The following is a 19,208-nucleotide window of genomic DNA, read 5'->3' on the forward strand; positions in this document are numbered from 1 at the left end:
CCGATCAGCTGCCGCGAAAGTCCGGCTTGCGTTTCTGCCTGCTGGCGGCAAGCCCTTCGGCAAGATCGTCGGAGGCGAAGCAGGCGAGCGTCTCTTCCTTCAGGCGCGCCGCATCGAGTGTGCCGCGGCTGATCTCGTTGATCGCCCGTTTCATGCCGCGCACGGCCAACGGCGACATACCGGCGAGTTCGTCGACAAAGGTCTCGACGGTCCGCGCGAGATCGCCGCGCGCGACGACACGATCAAGAAAGCCGATTTGGAGGAGTTCGTCCGACGGCATGACTTCGCTGGCCAGGAACAGGCGGCGCGCGACCTGGGGTCCCAGGCGCTCGACAAAACGTCTAAGGCCGGTCTCGTGATAGATGACGCCCAGGCGCGCCGGCGGCATGACCAGCTTCATGCCATCGACGCCGATGCGGAAGTCGCAAGCCAGTGCCAGATCACAGGCGCCGCCATAGACGCTGCCGTTAAGCGCGCAGACCGTGGGTAATGCCATCGCTTCCATGCGATCGCACAGGCGCTCCAAGGGATTGTTCGACCAGTCGGTTTCCTGCACCGCGCCCAGGTCGACACCGGCGCAGAAACTGCGTTCGCCGGCACCTGTCAGCAAAAGGACGCGCAGATCGTCGCGGCTATCGATATCCTCGAGCAGGGTGGTGAACGCGCCCATGTCGGAGATTTCCAACAGATTGTGCTTGGCCGGCCGGCTCAAGGTGATCGTCGCGATAACGCCGTCGACGTCGAGCTTCAGGACGTCGCTGGCGCTCACGAGGGCACGTCCAGGGTCACGCTGACCGGTGCGTGGTCGCTGGGCAGATCCCAGCCGCGCACATGCTTCTGCACCTCCGCGCCTTTCAGATGTCGCCGCAGCGGCGGCGTCACCCAGACGTGATCAAGCCGCCGCCCCTTGTCGGCGGCTTCCCAATCCTTCGCGCGGTAACTCCACCACGAATAGAGCTTTTCGTCCTCGGGGACGAAGTAGCGGACCGCGTCGACCCAGTCGTGCGCCTTGCGCAGCCGTTCCATGGCGGCGACCTCGACCGGCGTGTGGCTGACCACCTTCAGGAGCTGCTTGTGCGACCAGACATCGGTCTCGAGCGGCGCGATGTTCAGATCGCCGACCATGACAAAGCGGTTCCTTGGTTTCTTGCGCGCGGCGAACCACGATGTCATGTCATCGACGAACTGCAGCTTATGGGCAAACTTCGGGTTCAGGTCGGGATCCGGTACGTCACCGCCGGCGGGCACATAGAAGTTGTTGAGTTCGATCTTGCCGGGCAGCACGGCCCAGACGTGGCGCCCGTCGGTCTTGCCGCACCAGTCCTTCTTGCCGCTATCGGAGAACGGCACGCGGCTGACGATCGCGACGCCGTTGTATCCCTTGAAACCGTTGACGGCTATGTGTTCCCAGCCGACATCGCGAATGGCGTCGGCGGGGAACTGTTCGTCGGTCGCCTTGATTTCCTGCAGCGCCAGGACGTCCGGCTGGTGTTCCTTCAAATAGGCGATCACCGTGTCGATCCTGAGACGCACCGAGTTGATGTTCCACGTAGCCAACGTCAGCGACGTCACGCAGCGTCTCCGTCGCGCAGCGAACCGGGCGCTTTCGACGGCGACTCGAAATCGACGGCAATGCGCAGATCGCGCATCGGCCGGACCACCTGGATGGTCTCGTGATAGATCGGATGCGCCTTGAACGCCTCGAGCGCTGCCTCATCCTCGAACTCGCCATAGACGACGACATCGATCTCGTCGGACAGCGCATCCTTGCGGCTGTTCAATTCGACCTCCAGGACAGTTGCCGCCGGGATCTCGCACAGGCGCCTGAGCCCGTTCTTGACCGCCTCGACGTTGGCCGGGTCCTCGGCGCGGAACAGAACGATATGACGGATCATGCCGACAACGCTCCGACCGTGACCGATGGTTCAAGCGTGCTTGTCATGACTCTCGCTTTCAGCAGACATTCCTCGTACTCCGATTGCGGGCGCGAATCCGACACGATCGCGCTGCCCACGTTGTAGACGATCTGATCGTTACCAAAGAGACTTAGGGTTCGGATCGCGACATTAAAACATGCCGCGCCGCCGGGCTCGATGTATCCGATGGCGCCGCAATAGGCGCCTCGCGGTCCACTCTCGATCTCGCGGATGATTTCCATGGCCCGGATCTTCGGCGCGCCCGTGACCGAGCCGCATGGAAACAGGCTTCGAAAGATCTGCGGCACATCGATGCCCTCGCATAACCGGGCCTCGATGCCCGAGGTCATTTGGTGCAGCGTTGGAAACGTCTCTACCGTGAAAAGGTCGGTGACCTCGACCGACCCGATCTCGCTGACCCGGCCGACATCGTTGCGCAAGAGGTCGACGATCATCAGGTTCTCGGCTCGTGACTTGTCGTCGGCCTGCATGGCGCGCGCGATCGCGTCGTCGTCGGCCTGGGTCGCGCCGCGTCCGGCCGTGCCCTTCATCGGCCGCACGCGAATGCGGCGTCCGTCCAACTGAAAGAACAGTTCCGGCGACACGGTCACGACCGTCGGTTCGCCCAGGCTGACCACGCCGCCGTAACGCACCGGCTGGCGCTGCCGCAGATCGCCATAAAGGCCCATCGCGTTGCCATCGACGGTGCCCGTCATCGGGAAGGTCAGATTGATCTGATAGACATCGCCCGACCGGATGTAATCCATTACGCGATCGAAGCGGCTGACATAGTCTTGCAGCGACCATGCCGGATCGAGGCCGCCTAAATTGCAGCCGGTGTCGAACGTCAACGGCGGCTGGTGCTGGACCGTTTCGAAGGCGCCGAAGGCAAGCAGCGGCGTCATCCGGCCCGCCGGCAACAGCGCCGTCAACTTCGGCTCCAGGCCATAGCCGAGCTCGTAGCTGGCATACCCGGCCAGATGCAGGCCCTGGTCCAGGCACTCGGCCATGGCCGCGAAGCAGGGCTCGACATCCTCAAGGCGATCGGCCGTTAGGCAGCGCACCGGCGCGCCGTAGAAGCGCTCGCGGCCGGCGACCTGATCCTCCAGATAGACGTAAGGCTCTGTCATCGCACCCAATCTGGCGCCGCTTGCGCCATGTTCCGGCGGTGGCGGCGCGTCTGTCCCCAACACCCTGCGACGGGTTATGCGGCGCTGTAGCCCGTCATCGACCGCCCGGCAAGCTTTCCATGCCCACCGGCGCCGTCGGCACATCGTTCGCTACCTCGTCGACGATCTTCAGCCATGGCCAGCGCGCCTGATAGGAAAGCGCTTTGGCGCGAAAGTTGCCACTGGGCTGAAGCGGGTTGGGCGCCAACCGTCCATCGAAGAGTTCCTGAAGACCATGTGGTGCGCACAGCTCCAGGCCTTCCGGCCCGGTACGCAAGCCGACGCAGGTGCAGGCGACCAGGAACCGTTCAATGCCGTCACGGCTTGACGTCAGGACCGTGCCCGGTTCGCCGAACTTCTTTTCGTACCAAAGATGGACGCGCGCCTGGTTCCTGACCTCGTGCTCGATACCGAGATCGGCGAACAGGCTGTCGGCGCGCTTGATGACAGCGTCTTCGGCGTCCCAGCCCAGGTCGGACCGGTCGCAATAGAAGATGTCGTAGTCCTTGACGTTTTCGTCCGGCGCACGCCCGGCTTTGTCGTTCCACACCGCCTGGTAAAGGCACCCGGCGACGAGCCAGGCATCAGGCGCGCCCAGCGCGGGCAGCCGTTCCAGAATGGCGGCGTTGGCGGGATTGGCGAGCGCCAGGTCGATGAAACGCTCACGCAGATCGGCATTTGTCATAAACCGATACTAGCGCAACTTTGCCGCTGGCTACTCGGCAGGTGTGGCCGCCGCCTCTTTCTCGGCGCGGCGCGCGGCGCGGCGGTCGCGGCGGCGCTGGCGCCAGGCGCGCACGTTGGCGCGCGCCATCAAGGCGCTGGGTGTCACGATCAGCGTCAGCATGGTGGCGAACGCCAGGCCGAAGACGATGGCGGTCGCCAGCTGGGTCCACCACTGGGTCGACGGCGCGCCGACCGAGACCTGGCGCGAGAAGAAGTCGATGTTTGTCGACAGCACCATGGGCATCAAGCCCAGGATCGTCGTTATCGTGGTCAACAGCACCGGGCGGAAGCGCTGTGCGCCTGTCTTCAGGATCGCCTCCATGACATCCGGCGTCGTCTTGGCGAGCCGATCGAACGTGTCGATCAAGACGATGTTGTTGTTCACCACGATGCCGGCTAGTGCGATGACGCCGATGCCCGACATGACGATGCCGAACGGCTGACCGGTGACCAGAAGGCCGATCATGACACCGATGGTCGACATGACGACGGCGGAGAGGATCAGGAAGGCGCTGTAGAAACTGTTGAACTGGGTGACAAGGATGATCGCCATCATGAAGAGCGCGATGGCGAATGCCTTCATCAAGAATGCCTGCGCGTTCTTCTGATCTTCGTCCTCGCCTTTGAACTCAATGGTGATGTGCGAGTCGAATTCCTGCTCTTCCATCCAGGCTCGAATCTCGCGCACCTTGGCATCGGCCAGGACGCCGGGTGCGACGTCGGCCTGAACGGTCATGACGCGGCGACTGTCGATTCGCTCGATGATGCCGATCTTCGGCTGCGGCGAACGGATGACGAAGTTGCTAACCGGTATCAGGCCCTGGTTGGTCTGAATACGCAGGCGGTCCAACTGATCGAGCGTGCGCCAGTCGACCGGGAAGCGTGCGCGAATATCGATCTCGTCGCGCGAACCGTCGGGACGGTAGGTGCTGAGCAACAGGCCGTTGGTGACGAGTTGCACCATCGATCCCAGAAGCTGCACGTCGGCGCCGAATTTGGCGGCCTGGGCGCGGTCGATTTCGATCTCCCACTCGATGCCCGGCAGCGGGCGGCTGTCCTCGATATCGATCAAGCCGTTCATCTGTTCCAGATGCGCGCGCACGTCCGCCACCACGGGTGCGATCAGCTCGGGATAGCTGGAGCCGATCTCGATCTGAATGGCCTTGCCGCCCGGCGGTCCTGACTCCTGCTTGCGTGGTTCGACGACTATGCCGGCCAGATCGGCGGTGCGTTCGCGGATGTCGGCGAAGATCTCGTCGGCCGTGCGGCGCTGATCCCAGTCGACGAACTCGATCTGGATCGTGCCGATAACGTCCTCGGCCTGGTCATCGGCGCCTTCCGACGAACCGGTGCGCGCGTAGATCGTCTCCAGCTCGTCCATGTCCAGGATGCGCCGCTCGACCTCATAGACCAGGGCGTCCTTTTCCCACACCGACAGATTGCCGCGGGCGTGGATCTGAAGCGCCGCCTGTTCCGGTTCGACCTCCGGGAAAAACTCGATGCCCTTGCCGAACGTGCCATAGAGGACCTGGGCGCCGACAAGGCAGGCGACGGCGGCGAACAGGATCCATCCGGGACGGCGCAACGCCCAGCGCAGCACACCGACATAGGTGCCGGTGAATCCTTTGAGATCGTCCAGGCTGCCGGAATCGGCGGCCAGCGCCTGCATCTTTTGCGAATCGCCCGAACTCGCCTTGCCGATCAGGCTGCCCAAGGTCGGCACGAACAAGAGCGCCATGAAGAGCGAGGCGGTCAAGGTCGCGATCAAGGTAATCGGCAGGAACTTCATGAACTCGCCGACGATGTCGGGCCAGAACAGAAGCGGCGCGAAGGCGGCCAGCGTCGTCATGGTCGACGCGGTGATCGGCCACGCCATGCGCTCGGCCGCCATGCGATAGGCATCGCGCCGGTGCACGCCCTCGATCATCTTGCGGTCGGCGTATTCGGTGACCACGATGGCGCCGTCGACCAGCATGCCGACCGCCAGGATCAGGCTGAACAGAACGACGATGTTCATGGTCAGCCCGAACGCGTTCAAGACCAGGATGCCGGCCAGGAACGAGCCGGGGATGGCAACGCCGACAAGACCCGCCGAGCGCCAACCAAGCGCCCAGACGATGACGATCATGACGAGCAGGACCGCGCTTAAGACGTTGTTCTGCAGGTCGCTCAACATGAGCCGGATGTCGGTCGAGCGATCCTGCGAATAGGCGACGTCGACGCCCTCGGGCCACAGGGCGGATGCCTGGGTCACCACCGCGCGCACCTGCTCAATCGTGTCGATGATGTTTTCGCCGGTGCGTTTCGAGACTTCCAACGTGAACGCGCTTTCGCCACCAACCCGCGCGAAGCCTTCCGGGTCCTTGAACGTCGAACGGACCTCGGCGATGTCGCGCACGCGCGTCACCGCATCGCCCTCGATCTTCAGCGGCAGCTCCAGGATATCCTGCAGGCTTTCCAAGAGTCCCGGCACCTTGATCGCGAAACGGCCGGAGCCGGTGTCGAGCGAACCGGCGGCGACCAGCATGTTCGACCGGCTGATGAAGTCGGCGATCTCGGCGACGTTCAGGCCGTAGCTTTCGACCTTCATCGGGTCGATGATGATCTCGACCAGCTCCTCGCGTTCACCCCCGATCGTCGCTTCCAGGACCGCGGGTATGCTCTCGATGTCCTCTTCGAGATCCTGGGCCAGGCCAAGCAATGTCCGTTCCGGCAGATTGCCGGAAAGGGTGACCACCAGGATCGGGAAGAGCGAGAGGTTCACCTCGCTAACGGTCGGCTCGTCGGTCTCGTCGGGCAATTCCGGGCGCGCCTGATCGACCTGGGTGCGAACGTCTTCCAGGGCGATATCCGGATTGAAACCGGCATCGAACTCCAGGATCACGTTGGCGCCACCTTCGTAAGCCGTCGACGTCATCGTCTTGACGCCCTCGATGCTCTTCAGCTCCTGCTCCATCGGGCGCACCAACAGGCGTTCGGAGTCGTCGGGCGAGATACCCTCGTGATGCATCGAGACATAGATGATCGGGATGTCGATGTCGGGATCCGACTCCTTAGGGATGGTGATATAGGAGACGGTGCCGGCGATCAGGATCAGCACCAGCAGGGACAACATCGTGCGCGGCCGACTGAACGCCGCCTTGATGATGCCGTTCATTGTGCCTCGGCGACGGTTACCGGCGTGACCTTCTGACCCGCCGCGACAAACTCCTGGCCGACCGTGATCAAGGTCGCGGTTTGTGGCAGGCCGGCGACCCAGATGCCGTTTGGCGTATCGGCGACGATGGTGATCGGCACGAACGCGACGGTGTTGTCGGCGTCGACGACCTTGACGCCGATGGTGCCGTCATCGGCCAACGCCAGAACCGACGGTGAAATCAGATGCGCTGGCACGGTGTCCAGGGGCAAGACGACATCGGCGGTCAGGCCATCGGGAATGGTGCTGTCGGGGTTGGCCAATTCCAATTCAACACGGAAGGTCCGCGTCTCGGCCTCGGCGACCTTAGAGACGAACCGAATGACGCCGTCGACCTCCCCGCCGGTGATCAGGCGGGCACGTCCGGTGTCGCCGACCTCGATATGGCCGATCTCGCGCTCGCTGACCGAGGCCACGACGATCACCGGATCCAGATCGTAAAGCATGCCGATCGTTTCGTTGATGTCGACGACGTCGCCGACTTCGATCATCAACTCGTCGAGAACGCCGTCGAAGGGCGCGGTGACTTCGGTGCGCGCGATGTCCAGGCGGATGGCGGCAAGATCGGCCAGCGCCGCGTCCAGCTCGGCCTTGTCCTGCGCGTTGGTGGTCTTTTCGCGCCAACCGCTTGCCATCAGCTCTTGCGATGCGTCGTACTGGATCTGGCGCTGTTCGACCAGGGCGCGCGCCTGGGCCAACCGTTCGGGCCGGTCGTCCTGGGCAATGCGCGCGATGACATCGCCCTCGGCCACACGGTCGCCTTCCGAAACGGTGATCTCGACGATGCGGCCGGTTGTCTCGACCTCAAGCTCAACGTCGCGGCTTGCCGCGGTGCGGCCGGTCACGACAAGTTCCAGGTCGTAGGGGGCTGCCGTGACGGTGCTGACGCGCACCTCAGCGGGCGGCGCCGTCTCGGCGGCGTCATCGGTGTTGGCTTCCGTCGTGACGTCAGCCGTCGCGGGTGTTTCGTCGGCCAGTTGACCCGACAGCACCCATGCGATGACCGCGACCGCCAAAACGACGGCAAGGATATGTGACGACTTCATTTAACCACCAGGTTCGGACGTCTTTTGGCCAAGAACAGCAGAACGTTGGGATCATCACGATCCCATGGTGTCTTCGCAGGTCTCGATAGGGTTCGATCGTGACCCTTTCGGGCACACTTGCCGACCAAATCCCTAGGCCTCTTACGTTCGTGTGTTGCCGTTACTTACGGTCACCGAAGCCGGGTGGTTTATAGGCCGCGCACCGCTTTCAGGCAAAGACCCAAAAGTGGTGCGCCCTATATCGTGATCAACCGGCGGTGTGCCGGTAAACGAACCCGGTGTTCGGCACGTCGATACGCTCCATGCCGATATCGCGCAGCTGATGGTCGGAAAGCAGGCCCATCTCACGGCGAAGGATGGAACGGTCGCGCAAGCGACGGACGGTTTTTGTAATCTGATTCATTGTCTCGCCCTTTCCTATGCAGGCGTTAGACCGATCCTTTGGACCGGCCCTTACTGGCGGAAAAGGTGGGGATTTCGGGAGACGGCGACAATTGGTCGAAGATCAATGCTGGCATGCGTCGCCAGCATAGCTCAAACGCTAGGAAAACTGCCGGTTTGAGAGCCTTTCATAGGCCTCGACATACTTCGCCCTCGTGCGTTCGACGATATCCGCCGGCAGTGCTGGTCCGGGCGGTGTTTTGTCCCAGTCCGACTCGTTCTCCAGCCAGTCGCGCACGAACTGTTTATCGAACGATGGCGGCGAGGCTCCGGGCATCCAGGAATCTGCCGGCCAGAAGCGCGAACTGTCGGATGTCAGGCATTCGTCGACCAGGGTGAGTTCGCCATCGATCAGGCCAAACTCGAACTTGGTATCGGCGATGATGATGCCGCGTTCGGCGGCGTGATCGCGGGCGCGGCCATAAAGCGCAAGCGTGATATCGCGCACCTCGGCCATCAACGCGTCGCCGGCCTGGGCAGCGGCGGTCTCGAAGCTGATGTTTTCGTCATGGGTGCCGACCTCCGCCTTGGTCGACGGTGTGAAGATCGGCTCCGGCAGGCGATCGGCCAACCTCAGGCCGTCGGGCAAAGTGACACCGCTGATCGCGCCGGTCGCGCCATAGTCCTTCCAGCCGCTGCCGGCCAGATAACCGCGCGCGATGCATTCGACGGGCAGAACCTCAGCCTTGCGCACGATGACGGCGCGCCCGTTGAGCCAAGCGCGTTCGTCGTCGCTGACGTCCAGCTCGCTCAGATCGGTGCCGATGATGTGGTTGGGGACCACGCCTTTCAGAAAATCGAACCAGAACAGGCTCAACCCAGTCAAAAGCCGCCCCTTGTCCGGGATCGGCGTCGGTAGGACGACGTCGAACGCGCTCAGCCGGTCGCTGGCGACCAGCAGCAGGCGGGCGTCGTCGAGATCATAGATGTCGCGCACCTTGCCGCGGGCGCGCAAAGGCAGGCGGTCAAGCGTCATGGTCTCCATGGCGCCTCATCGCCGGGCCGGCTCAAACTGTCAAGCCGGCAGCGGAATTCGACTGTGTATGAAGAAAAGAAAGGGCCGGGACCGAACACCACTCCCGGCATGCGCGCGGAAGACGGTGGTTCAGTCCCGGCCTGAAGCGTTGTCACAGCAAGCGGGCTGTTCCATCGCGATCCCTGCCGCCTCCCGGTTAGAACCGGTCGCGCGGCTGGGCGAACCAGCTGGTGCCAACCAGCGTCGGGTCACCCTGATCCGGCAGGCCGATATCGGCCCGCAGGCGAGGATCGAGACGGGCCACTTCCCGACGGGTCTGGGCCTGGCGCCGCCAGCTGCGATAGCTGTTCATCACATCTCGCAACATGGTGTTTCTCCTCAATCAAAGTCGTCAGCAAGACCATTCGGTGGGATCAAAAGCCCATCGCCCGGTCTTGCTGCAGTGCGAAAGCTTCGTGCTTTCGACAAAGCTAATGTGGTGAATTTATTGAATTTTACAATTGCTGCACATGCACAGTGACCATGCGTTTTCTGCATGGCGGGTCATGGTTTCGTCACCCCGGTGCCGCCGCTTTCCATCTTGTCGCCGCGCGCGGGACACGATAACCAGGGTCATGACCGAGATCCTGGTATTGCAGTTCTATCCCGGCTGCCATTTGGGCGTCATCGCTGAGTCCTTCGAGGCGGCGGGCGTTCGAACCCTGACCGTGCGTCCCGACAAGCGCGAGGCCCTGCCGGCCACCGATGCCGGCTTCGATGGCCTGGTCATGCTGGGCGGCGCCCAGTATGCCGAGGACGACGGCAACCATCCCTATCTGGCGGATGCCGCGATCTTTGCCCGCGCGGTGCACGAGCACGGCAAGCCGATCCTGGGCGTCTGCCTGGGCTCTCAGGTGTTGGCGCGCGCGCTCGGCGCCCGGGTCCACAAGCAGGGCTGGACCGAGCTCGGCTTCACCGAGTTGACGGCGACCGAGAGCGCCAAGGACGATCCGCTGCTGAGCGGACTCGCGCCCTCCCAGCATCTGATGCAGTACCACGAGGACACGTTCGACATTCCGCCTGGCGCCGACGTGCTGATGACCGGCGAGAAATGTCCCAACCAGGCTTTCCGCAAGGGCGCCAGCTACGGCTTCCAGTGCCACTTCGAGGTCAGCACTGAACTGTGGCACCAGTGGATGGTCGGCGTGAAGGCCGATCTGGAGGCCCACCATCCCTGGTACCTCGAGCGCTGGCAGGCCGACTTCGCCGAGAACGAGGCGAACTCGCGCGCCTTCTGCAATGCGGTCTCGTCGCGCTGGCTCGAACTGGTCGAAAAGCGCGAGCGCGCCGCCGCCTAGAGCTTTCTGATTTGGCTCCATAGCCGGCCCGCTCCCCCTCCCGGCCACCCTTAGGATGCTGCCATGGGTGGCCGGGAGGGGGAGCGGGCTAGCCTGGAACCTGCGCGGCGGTATCGCCGCCTAATCGAAAATTCGGCGCGTGGCCAACGACACGTAAACGAGCGGTCCAGGTATCAGCTTGAGGGCCGGCGCGCGTTCCCTTGATGCGCAACTCACATCGCAGCGTCGGGTGTCGGCTACCCTCCGGCGTCGCGCCGTCGGTTCATCGGTCGTGATGGTCACGGTCTCGAACTCCCGAAGGTGGTCGGTCATCGCTGTGCGGAACCTGCCACCCCTTCGTGACAGTTTCGCGGCCCTGTGTTAGGCGATTTCGTGACATCCGGCGGAGGCCCAGACCATGGCGATCGACTTCGAGACCTATGACGACGACAACATCTTCGCCAAGATTCTGCGCGGCGAGTTGCCCAACAAGACGGTCTATGAAGACGACTTCGTGCTGGCGTTCCACGACATCGCGCCGCAAGCGCCGGTGCATGTGTTGGTGATCCCGAAGGGCAAGTACATTGCCCATGACGACTTTCACGCCACGGCGAGCGACGCGGAGATCGTCGGGTTCTGGCGCGCCGTCGCCAAGATTTGCGACGACCTGGGCGTCACCACTGAAGGCCATCGCCTGATCGCGAACCAGGGTGCCGCCAGCGGTCAGCTGGTGCCCCATTTTCACGTCCACATCATGGCCGGCAAGCCGCTCGGTCCGCTGATCGCGCCCGACGGCTGACGGCGCGCCATGGTCACACCGGCCGCCGGTCGACACCATGCCCGATGAAGTCAACGCAGTCGTCGAGACGCGACGTCGCCGCCATCGCGACCTCTTGTGGTTGACGCTGGGTTGGGCGGCGCTTGTGCTGGGCGCGGTCGGTATCTTCCTTCCGGTGTTGCCGACCACGCCGTTCGTCATTCTTGCCGCCTTCGCGTTCGGCAAGGGCTCGCCGCGCCTGCGCCACTGGCTGGTCAGTCACGCCCGGTTCGGTCCCATGATCCACGATTGGGAGACCTATGGTGCGATCGCCCGGCCCTACAAGATCATGGCCTGCACGGTCATGGCGCTGACCTTCATCGTCAGTCTTGTTGTCGGCCTCGCCTGGTGGATCCTCGCCATCCAGGCCGCCTGCATGATCCCCGCGGGGATCTATGTCGCCACCCGGCCGGATGGTCCGAAGGGCTGACGGTGTGTAAGCGGCGTTGGACGCACACCGGTAACGCGGGCTAAAGACCCTCGTCATGAGTGGTCACGATTCCACAACGTCCGCGGATGACACCGCGCAAACGACGCGACGCACCGAGCTGATCGGTATCGCGTGTGTCGTCATCTCCGCGCTTGCGCTGTCGCTGAAGGGGATACTGGCGAAGTACATCTATGCCGAGGGCGTCGATGTCGTGACGCTGATGGCGGTGCGCTATGGCCTGGCGTTTCCGATGATGGTGCTGGCGGCGACGGCGCTGCGCGGCGGATTCCGAAACCTCGCCATGGCGCCGCGGGATTTTCTCTACGCCATCGGTGGCGGGCTGATCGGCTACTGGCTTGCCGGTTACCTCGACTTCACCGCTCTGGCGCTGATCGACGTCTCGGTCGAGCGCGTGCTGTTGTTCAGCTTCCCAATTTTCGTGCTCGCCTTCGATTCGATCCGGCGTCGGCGCTGGCCGCCGGCGCGCCAGCTCATCGCGTTGGTCGGTGCCGAGGCGGGCATCATCCTCGTCATGGGTGTGGCCAACGGCGAGCTCTTTCACACGAACCTTGTCGGCGGCCTTTGGGCGATCGGTTCGGCGTTCGCCTTTGCCATCTACTTCATGATCAACCAGGCGCTCGGTCCCAAACTTGGATCGGCGCGCATGGCGATGGGTGCCGTGACCGGCGCGGTCATCGGCACGACGACCCAGTTTCTGGTGTCGACGCCTGTCGAAGCGCTGGCCATGTCGTGGAGCGCCTTCATCATGATCGCGGCCATGGCGCTGTTCTGCTCGGTCATGCCGTTCCTCTTGATCACCGAGGGTATCCGCCGGGTCGGTGCGTCGCGCTCCGCGCTGGTATCGACCATAGGTCCGGTCTCGACACTGGCGCTCGCCGCCTTGTTGTTGGGCGAGGTGATGACGCCGGCGCAGCTCGCCGGCGCGGCGCTCGTCATCGTTGCCATTCTGGCGCTGGAGGGAAAGCTGCCGCCGGTGCTGCGGCGTCTCTTACGCTGATAGGCTGACTGAGAAGTCGCATCGCCAGCCCACGCCCCGGCATTGTCCGATCGGACGAGGCTGCTATTCGATAATTCCGCGTTCCCTGAGGATCGCGTCGAGGCGGTCGTTCTGGGCGCCGTTAGCGTAGGCGCTCATGAAGTCGTCTTCGGCGCCGAGTTCATCGCCCATGGCGAGCCTGGCCATGCCGCGCATGAAATAGGCATCGCCCAGTTCCGGCGCGATCTCGATCAGGTGATTGAAGTCGGCAAGCGCCAATTCGTAACTACCCTGCTGGCCATAGACGACGCCGCGCCCGTAGAGCGCGCCGGCCTGGTCGGGATAGATCGCGAGCACCTTGTTGAAGTCGCTGAGCGCACTTTCATGGTCACCCAGTTCGGCCAGGACTGTGCCGCGTTCGGCCAGAAGATCGGGATCGCCGGGCGTGATGTTCAACGCGGCGATATAGTCGACCACGGCGCGCTGGAGATTGCCGACGGAACGCCAGGCGCGCGCACGCCCGACATATGCGTAAAGCAGCGTGGGGTCGTACTCGAGCACCTCGGTGTAGGCGTCGAGCGCTTCCTTGGGTTGGCCCATGGCCAGCATGGCATCGGCGCGCGAAATGCGCGCGTCCAGCGCATTGGGCTGCAGCAGGATGACGCGCTCGAAATCGCCGAAGGCGGCTTCCGGCTGACCCAGGACCAGCAGCGTCTCACCCCGGTTATAGAGTGCGTCCGCGTAAGCCGGCGCAAGCGCGATCGCCTGATCGAAGTCATCCACCGCGTCGCCAAGCTGACCCATCAGCTGGCGGGCGACGCCGCGGTTAAAGTACATGATCGCGAGGCGCTCGGACGGCAGTTCGCCGGAGCGGATGATCGCCGTCAGTTTTTCGTGGGCGCCGGTGATGTCCCCGGCCTCGGCGGCGGCGAAGGCCGCGTTGATGTCGGCCTCGATATCGGCGGCGGCCGGCGCCGCCCATGCCAGCCCAACAGCCAAGGCGGCGGCCAAGACCAAGTGATGAAGGTGGCGTCCTGCGGGGCGCATCGGCATCCAGTGGACCTAGGTGTTTTTTGCGGTCATCGCAAGTGTCGGACCGCGCCACCCGCCGGACCACTGCCGGCCGGGGCTTGCCGTGCGTGACGGACAAAGCCCATAATCCGCGCGGCCGCCGCCCGACGGCCAGGGGACCAAAAACCATGCGGATAAAGGCGGAGGCGCCCATCAGGACGCCCGTTGTTGGCCAGGCTATCCAGCCATGACGTCATCAACGTCACCGGCACCGGCCAAGCCCACCAAGGGTCGCGAGATCGGCACGCTGATCGCCATCGCCGCGCCGCTGGCGGCCGCCTATCTGGCGGAGTTCGGCATCTACTTGACCGACATGATGTTCGTCGGGCGGCTGGGCACGGTAGAATTGGCGGCGGTCGGCCTTTCCGGCAACTTGATGTGGGACGCGCTGTCGATCTCGATCGGCGTCATTTCCATCGTTGGCGTCCTGGTCGCCCAGGCCCACGGCAAAGGCGACAAGGCCGAGGCGAGCCTATGCGTGCGCCAGGGCATGTGGATGGCGGCCATGATGTCGGTGGTCGGCATCGGCTTTTGCCTGGCGCTGATCCCGGTGCTGACGTTGACAGGCCAGGATCCCGCGGTGATGGCGTCGGCGGAAGAGTACGTCTACGCGTTCATGTGGTCGTTCCCGCCGACCATGATTTACGCGGTGCTCGCCAACTTCCTGGCCGCACTTGGGCGCGCCCACGTCATCATGGTCGTCGCCATCCTGGCGGTCGGCCTGAATATGGTCGTCAATTACACCCTGGTGTTCGGCAATTTCGGTTTCCCGGCACTCGGTGTCGCCGGTGCCGGCTATGGCAGCGTCATTGTCAGTTTCTTCACGTTGGCCTGCCTGTCGGGCTATGTCCGGTGGTCGACGGCGATCGAGGACTACATGATCTTCCCCGGCCTGCAGCGACCGGAACCCAAGGTGTGGGGCGACATCCTGCGCCACGGGCTGCCAATCGCCGGCATCACGCTGGCCGAAAGTGGCATGTTCTCGGTCGTCGCGATCTTGATGGGCCTGTTCGGCGCTGTTGCGCTGGCGGCGAGCCAAATCGTCTTTGGCGTTATCGATATCGGTTTGGTGCTGGCCTTCGCGATCGCCGAGGCGGCGGCGATCCGGGTCGCCTACGGCATCGGCGCGGGCCGGCCGCAGCAGTCGCGCAATGCTGGCTTCCTGGCGCTCGCCATGGGCTCGGTCATCATCTTGATCGTCGCCACCATCGTCTGGACGGTGCCGGAACCGATCATCGGTTTGTTCCTCGGCGCGCTGGAGTATGCGGACGCAGACGTCGCCGCGCTCGCCATCAGCTTGTTCGCGGTCGCCGCCATCTTTCAGATCTTCGACGGCCTGCAGATGATCGCCGTCCAATCCCTGCGTGGCCTAAAGGACACGCTGGTACCCATGCTGCTCGCCTGCTTCGGCCTGTGGGGTTTCGGTGTCACCGGCGGCTACCTTCTGGGCTTCGTCGCCGGCTGGGGTCCGCAGGGCCTGTGGTGGGGCCTGGCGCTTGGTCTCGGCGTGTCGGCGCTGCTCTTGATCTGGCGCTTCCATATCAAGACATGGCGGCTAACGCGGTCTGTGCGGTAGCTGCCACCGCCCGCCCACTCCCCCTCCCGACCACCCATGGCAGCATCCTCGGGGTGGTCGGGAGGGGGAGTGGGCCGGTGCCGCAACCGTCTAAATCAAACCCGCGAGTTCATCGGCTGATAGGCGACGCGGTCCTTGTGGTCCCAGCCGGCGTACCAGGCTTCGATGTGGGGGATCAGCGCGGCGGCAACCCGTGCGGCGTCGTCGGGATAGGCGGTCTCGGCCATCAGCGCGGCGGCCTCGAGGCCGACCTCGTCGATGTCGAACCGGGTCGGACGGCCGTCGTCCAGCACCAGCTCGCCTGAGATCAGAACCTTGTCGACATCATCGGCGCGGGCGCGCAGCAGAACGAGGTCGCGCGGATCGGCTTCCGGCGCGATCCAGGGCCAGGCGATGCGGTCGAGGCGCACCAGCACGATGTCGGCGAGGTAACCTTCGGCCAAACGGCCGAGCTCGTGGTCGCGGCGCATCAGCTTTGCGCCGCCGGTTGTGGCGAGCGCCAGGACGTCGCCGTTCGAAGGCGCCGGCTCGCGGTAAGTCGGGCTGCGCGCCAGGCGCAGCGCCAAGCGCATTTCCGCGAACATATCGTCGTCGTCGCCGATCGCCGTGTTGTCGAGGCCGATGCCGGTCGTCACCCCTGCGGCCAGATAGGCATTCAGCGGCGCTGTCCCGGCGCGCAGGCGCAGGTTGGAACTGGGGTTGTGGCTGACCGCGGTGCCGGTCTCGGCCATCAACGCCATCTCGTCCTCGGTGACCCAGACGCCGTGGGCGATCGACACATTTGGCCCGCTGACGCCCAGGCCGTGCAGGTGCCGCATCATCGGCGCGCCGTGAAACTTTGGCCCCATCAGTCCCTCGTAATAGGACTCCGAGACATGGGTCTGCAGGCCGGTATCGTGGCGTCGCGCGGCGTCGGCGATATCGCCATAGAAGCGATCGGTGATCCACGGCACACCCGGCGGTCCGTACCAGACGGTGACCCGGTCATCGTCGCCGACGCCTGCGATCAGATTGTCCATGATGGCCAGATAGTCGTCCGGCATGATGGAGTTTTGATTGGGCAGTTCGGGCCGCACCGCGTTGGCGAGGTCGCCCGGCAGGGTCTTCAAGAAATCGTCGTCGCACGCGCCGGGACCGACACCGAGCCAGCCCTGATCGTTGGCGCCCGGCGTGAAGGCCGCGCGGATGCCGGTTTCGCGATAGGCGTCGAGCGCGCGCGACATGGTGTCACGCCAGGCTTCGGGCGTGCCGCGCCCCGACGCCATATCGACGACACTGGTGACGCCCGATCGTAAGAGGCGCGCGCACGATAGCAGGACGTCCAGGCGTTCATCACCTGCTCGGCCGGCGTCCAGCGCGCGGATCCAGCTTTCCAGCAACATATCGGGGACGCCGTGCTGAATGCCGGTGATGCCACCGTGATGATGGTGGGCGTTGATCAGGCCGGGCATTACCGCGTGGTCGCCGGAGCCAATGACCGCAGCGTCGGGATGGGCGGCCGCCAGATCGTCGAAAGTTCCTGTCGCGGCAATCCGGTCGCCCTCGACCAGAACGGCGCCGTCACTGATCGCCGGGCTCGCGGCATCGGTGATCACCCATTTGCCTTTGATCAGCTTGGCCGTCATGGCGCTTCTCCCCCTTCGCGTTGTCACGAAGTCTATCAACTGCAACGCTGTTTGTGTGGCGTCATTGCGCGGACCCACGGGGAACGAAAAGGTCGGCCGGGGCCTCTCGGCTGCATGTCGCATACATTGTGGTGTAGGCTGAACGAAAAGAAGCAGTGTGTGAGGGAGGTATGGCCAAAGGTAGAAAGCGCCGGGTATTGGCGAACCACCTGGGGGTGTTCGCCACACTTGTTCACGAAAGGGTCGACGCCGCATTAACGCGCACGTCCGGTCTCGGTCCGTCCGATAATCAGGCCCTGGTGATACTCGGCAGCGCGCCGGGCATGACGGTGCGCGGGCTCGAGCGCCAGCTTGGTCTATCCCAGTCGGCGACGGTTCGCCTCGTCGACCGGCTGCAGGCGGCCGGTCACGTTGTGCGCCGACAGGGTCGCGACAAACGCGAGCTCGCCCTCTTCCTCTCGGCGTTGGGCGAGGATTGCTGCGAACGGTTGTTGACCGCACGACAGAACGTTCTCGCCATGCTGACCGCCAACTTCGACAAAGATGAACGACGCTTGTTGCAAGACATGATCGATCGATTGTTTCCGCTGCTCGATAACGACGACATGGATGTCGATCAGCGTTGTCGAACCTGGGACCGCGACGAACACCGCCGGCAAGACGAACTGCTGGGCCACAGAGAAAAGGAAGACGCAACGCCATGACTTATCCGGATTGGAAGACCTTTACCTCGACAAGCTTCGCCGCCGGACGCGACTATCCGCTCCTTGCGCCGGAAACACCGAGCTTCATGAGCCAGCCGGTCGCCAAGACGCCGGCGGATCTGAAGGGCGCCGACATCGCGGTGATCGGCGCGCCCTATGTCGCGGCCTCTGGCGGCACCTATGCGGGCGTGCCGATGGAGGACTGGATCGCCGCGCCGAAACGGGTGCGCCAGCAGTCGGCGCGCTACCCGTCCGGCTATATCCAGGATTTCGACCTCGACGTCTTCGAGACGATCAAGCTGGTCGACTATGGCGATGCCGATATCCCGGCCGAAGCCATGGAGAACCCGACGGCGGAGAACGTCCTGGCCGCCCAGGCCGCGGTCGAGGCCAAGGTCAACGACGCGCTTGACGCCGGCGCCGTGCCCATCGTCATCGGCCAGAACAGCCCATGCGGCAGCTATGCCATCGCCAAGCCGGTCGCCGAGCACACCGACGGTCCAGTCGGCTGCATCAGCCTGGATACGCACTGGGACGCCCACGAACTCGACTACCTGACCGGCGACCCGCGCATCGCCGGGTCGTCGTCGTGGAAACACAAGATGTACGAGTTCCTGGACAACATGCATCCCAAACATCTGGTCGAGATCGGCGAGCGCGGCATGCTGGAGGACAAGCGCATCGTCAGGCGCTACCTGAACGATGGCGCGCGGTTCATCAGCTCGTGGGAGCTGCGTTCCGGCCTCGGCATCGAGGGGTTGGTGAAGGCGCTCGACCAGGCCTATGACGGCACCAAGGGCCAGTACATCCACTTCGACATGGACTGCATCGGCGGCGCCGGTCCCGCACCTGGCGACATCCTGGGCGAGCTCGCCGAGCCGGTCGGCATGACCGATTACGAGGTCATCCGCATCGCGCACGAAATCGGCCGGCGCGGCCTGACCGGCATGAGCTTCATCTGCATTCCGCCGGGCAGTGCTGTGGTCTATCGCGTCATCGTCTACATCATCATGTATCTGGCCGCGGGCCTTGCGCTCCGGAAGCATGGCAGGGTTGCGTAAAGCGGTTGGATTGCCACGAAAAGACCTTGATCCAGACGATTGAACGGCGGCTTTTCGGTCCCAGATAGGACGCTTGAAACGGCGGGCTGTGGGCGCCCGCACGAGCGTCTAACCGATTGTCGTCAGGCGGGCCTAGAAACC

19 protein-coding genes are annotated in these 19,208 nt (G+C 64.1%); 7 read left to right on the plus strand and 12 right to left on the minus strand.

The annotated features are described in order from the left end of the window. Positions 1–4 precede the first annotated feature (4 nt). The 10 genes from AAF563_01795 to AAF563_01840 all read right to left on the minus strand — a co-directional run bounded on the left by AAF563_01795 (position 5) and on the right by AAF563_01840 (position 9,837). Positions 5–769 carry an enoyl-CoA hydratase-related protein gene (locus AAF563_01795; GenBank protein MEM7119977.1) on the minus strand — a complete coding sequence of 255 codons (765 nt, stop codon included), beginning with the start codon at positions 767–769 and terminating at the stop codon, positions 5–7. Further along, complete coding sequence (gene xth, locus AAF563_01800) at positions 766–1,572, minus strand: exodeoxyribonuclease III (protein ID MEM7119978.1); 807 nt, start codon at positions 1,570–1,572, stop codon at positions 766–768. The genes AAF563_01795 and xth overlap by 4 nt, the downstream gene beginning before the upstream one ends. Beyond that, positions 1,569–1,895, minus strand: coding sequence for a Dabb family protein (locus AAF563_01805; GenBank protein ID MEM7119979.1), 327 nt, complete (start codon positions 1,893–1,895; stop codon positions 1,569–1,571). The genes xth and AAF563_01805 overlap by 4 nt, the downstream gene beginning before the upstream one ends. Further along, entirely contained in the window at positions 1,892–3,046 is a 1,155-nt protein-coding gene (locus AAF563_01810) for an aminodeoxychorismate synthase component I (GenBank protein ID MEM7119980.1), read from the minus strand. Before AAF563_01810 ends, AAF563_01805 begins: the two co-directional genes overlap by 4 nt. Before the next feature lie 94 nt (positions 3,047–3,140). Further along, entirely contained in the window at positions 3,141–3,770 is a 630-nt protein-coding gene (locus AAF563_01815; protein ID MEM7119981.1) for a nucleotidyltransferase family protein, read from the minus strand. Between the two features lie 30 nt (positions 3,771–3,800). Beyond that, positions 3,801–6,968: an efflux RND transporter permease subunit gene (locus AAF563_01820; GenBank protein MEM7119982.1), complete on the minus strand. Its 3,168-nt coding sequence runs from the start codon at positions 6,966–6,968 to the stop codon at positions 3,801–3,803. Next, positions 6,965–8,053, minus strand: a complete 1,089-nt coding sequence (locus AAF563_01825; GenBank protein MEM7119983.1) for an efflux RND transporter periplasmic adaptor subunit — start codon at positions 8,051–8,053, stop codon at positions 6,965–6,967. The genes AAF563_01820 and AAF563_01825 overlap by 4 nt, the downstream gene beginning before the upstream one ends. Before the next feature lie 247 nt (positions 8,054–8,300). Beyond that, the gene (locus AAF563_01830; protein MEM7119984.1) at positions 8,301–8,456 is read right to left on the minus strand and encodes a DUF1127 domain-containing protein; all 156 of its coding nucleotides are present in this window, start codon (positions 8,454–8,456) and stop codon (positions 8,301–8,303) included. 138 nt (positions 8,457–8,594) lie between these two features. Next, positions 8,595–9,479 (minus strand): phosphoribosylaminoimidazolesuccinocarboxamide synthase, encoded by an 885-nt coding sequence (locus AAF563_01835; protein MEM7119985.1) that lies wholly within the window; start codon positions 9,477–9,479, stop codon positions 8,595–8,597. 187 nt (positions 9,480–9,666) lie between these two features. Next, complete coding sequence (locus AAF563_01840) at positions 9,667–9,837, minus strand: DUF1127 domain-containing protein (GenBank protein MEM7119986.1); 171 nt, start codon at positions 9,835–9,837, stop codon at positions 9,667–9,669. Between the two features lie 247 nt (positions 9,838–10,084). Here AAF563_01840 and AAF563_01845 point away from each other — a divergent pair, with 247 nt between their 5' ends. From AAF563_01845 to AAF563_01860, 4 genes are all read left to right on the plus strand, one after another. Further along, the gene (locus AAF563_01845; protein MEM7119987.1) at positions 10,085–10,807 is read left to right on the plus strand and encodes a type 1 glutamine amidotransferase; all 723 of its coding nucleotides are present in this window, start codon (positions 10,085–10,087) and stop codon (positions 10,805–10,807) included. 397 nt (positions 10,808–11,204) lie between these two features. After that, entirely contained in the window at positions 11,205–11,585 is a 381-nt protein-coding gene (locus AAF563_01850; protein ID MEM7119988.1) for an HIT domain-containing protein, read from the plus strand. Between the two features lie 37 nt (positions 11,586–11,622). Beyond that, complete coding sequence (locus tag AAF563_01855) at positions 11,623–12,033, plus strand: YbaN family protein (GenBank protein MEM7119989.1); 411 nt, start codon at positions 11,623–11,625, stop codon at positions 12,031–12,033. Positions 12,034–12,088: 55 nt separating this feature from the next. Further along, the gene (locus tag AAF563_01860; GenBank protein MEM7119990.1) at positions 12,089–13,051 is read left to right on the plus strand and encodes a DMT family transporter; all 963 of its coding nucleotides are present in this window, start codon (positions 12,089–12,091) and stop codon (positions 13,049–13,051) included. 63 nt (positions 13,052–13,114) lie between these two features. Here AAF563_01860 and AAF563_01865 read toward each other — a convergent pair whose 3' ends face one another. Further along, positions 13,115–14,029: a tetratricopeptide repeat protein gene (locus tag AAF563_01865; GenBank protein MEM7119991.1), complete on the minus strand. Its 915-nt coding sequence runs from the start codon at positions 14,027–14,029 to the stop codon at positions 13,115–13,117. Between the two features lie 259 nt (positions 14,030–14,288). Between AAF563_01865 and AAF563_01870 the strand changes: the two genes are divergently transcribed. Next, positions 14,289–15,677 (plus strand): MATE family efflux transporter, encoded by a 1,389-nt coding sequence (locus tag AAF563_01870; protein ID MEM7119992.1) that lies wholly within the window; start codon positions 14,289–14,291, stop codon positions 15,675–15,677. Positions 15,678–15,772: 95 nt separating this feature from the next. Here AAF563_01870 and AAF563_01875 read toward each other — a convergent pair whose 3' ends face one another. Then, positions 15,773–17,302 carry an amidohydrolase family protein gene (locus AAF563_01875; protein ID MEM7119993.1) on the minus strand — a complete coding sequence of 510 codons (1,530 nt, stop codon included), beginning with the start codon at positions 17,300–17,302 and terminating at the stop codon, positions 15,773–15,775. A 170-nt stretch (positions 17,303–17,472) separates the two neighbouring features. On the opposite strand from AAF563_01875, the gene AAF563_01880 reads away from it, so the two are divergent. Together AAF563_01880 and AAF563_01885 are read left to right on the plus strand one after the other, a co-directional pair. Beyond that, positions 17,473–18,006 carry a MarR family transcriptional regulator gene (locus AAF563_01880; GenBank protein ID MEM7119994.1) on the plus strand — a complete coding sequence of 178 codons (534 nt, stop codon included), beginning with the start codon at positions 17,473–17,475 and terminating at the stop codon, positions 18,004–18,006. Beyond that, a complete protein-coding gene (locus AAF563_01885; protein ID MEM7119995.1) occupies positions 18,003–19,067 on the plus strand; it encodes an arginase family protein in 1,065 nt (354 codons plus the stop codon). The genes AAF563_01880 and AAF563_01885 overlap by 4 nt, the downstream gene beginning before the upstream one ends. Positions 19,068–19,208: the final 141 nt, after the last annotated feature.

The sequence above is a fragment of the Pseudomonadota bacterium genome (genome assembly GCA_039028155.1).
Classification (GTDB): Bacteria; Pseudomonadota; Alphaproteobacteria; order SP197; family SP197; genus JANQGO01.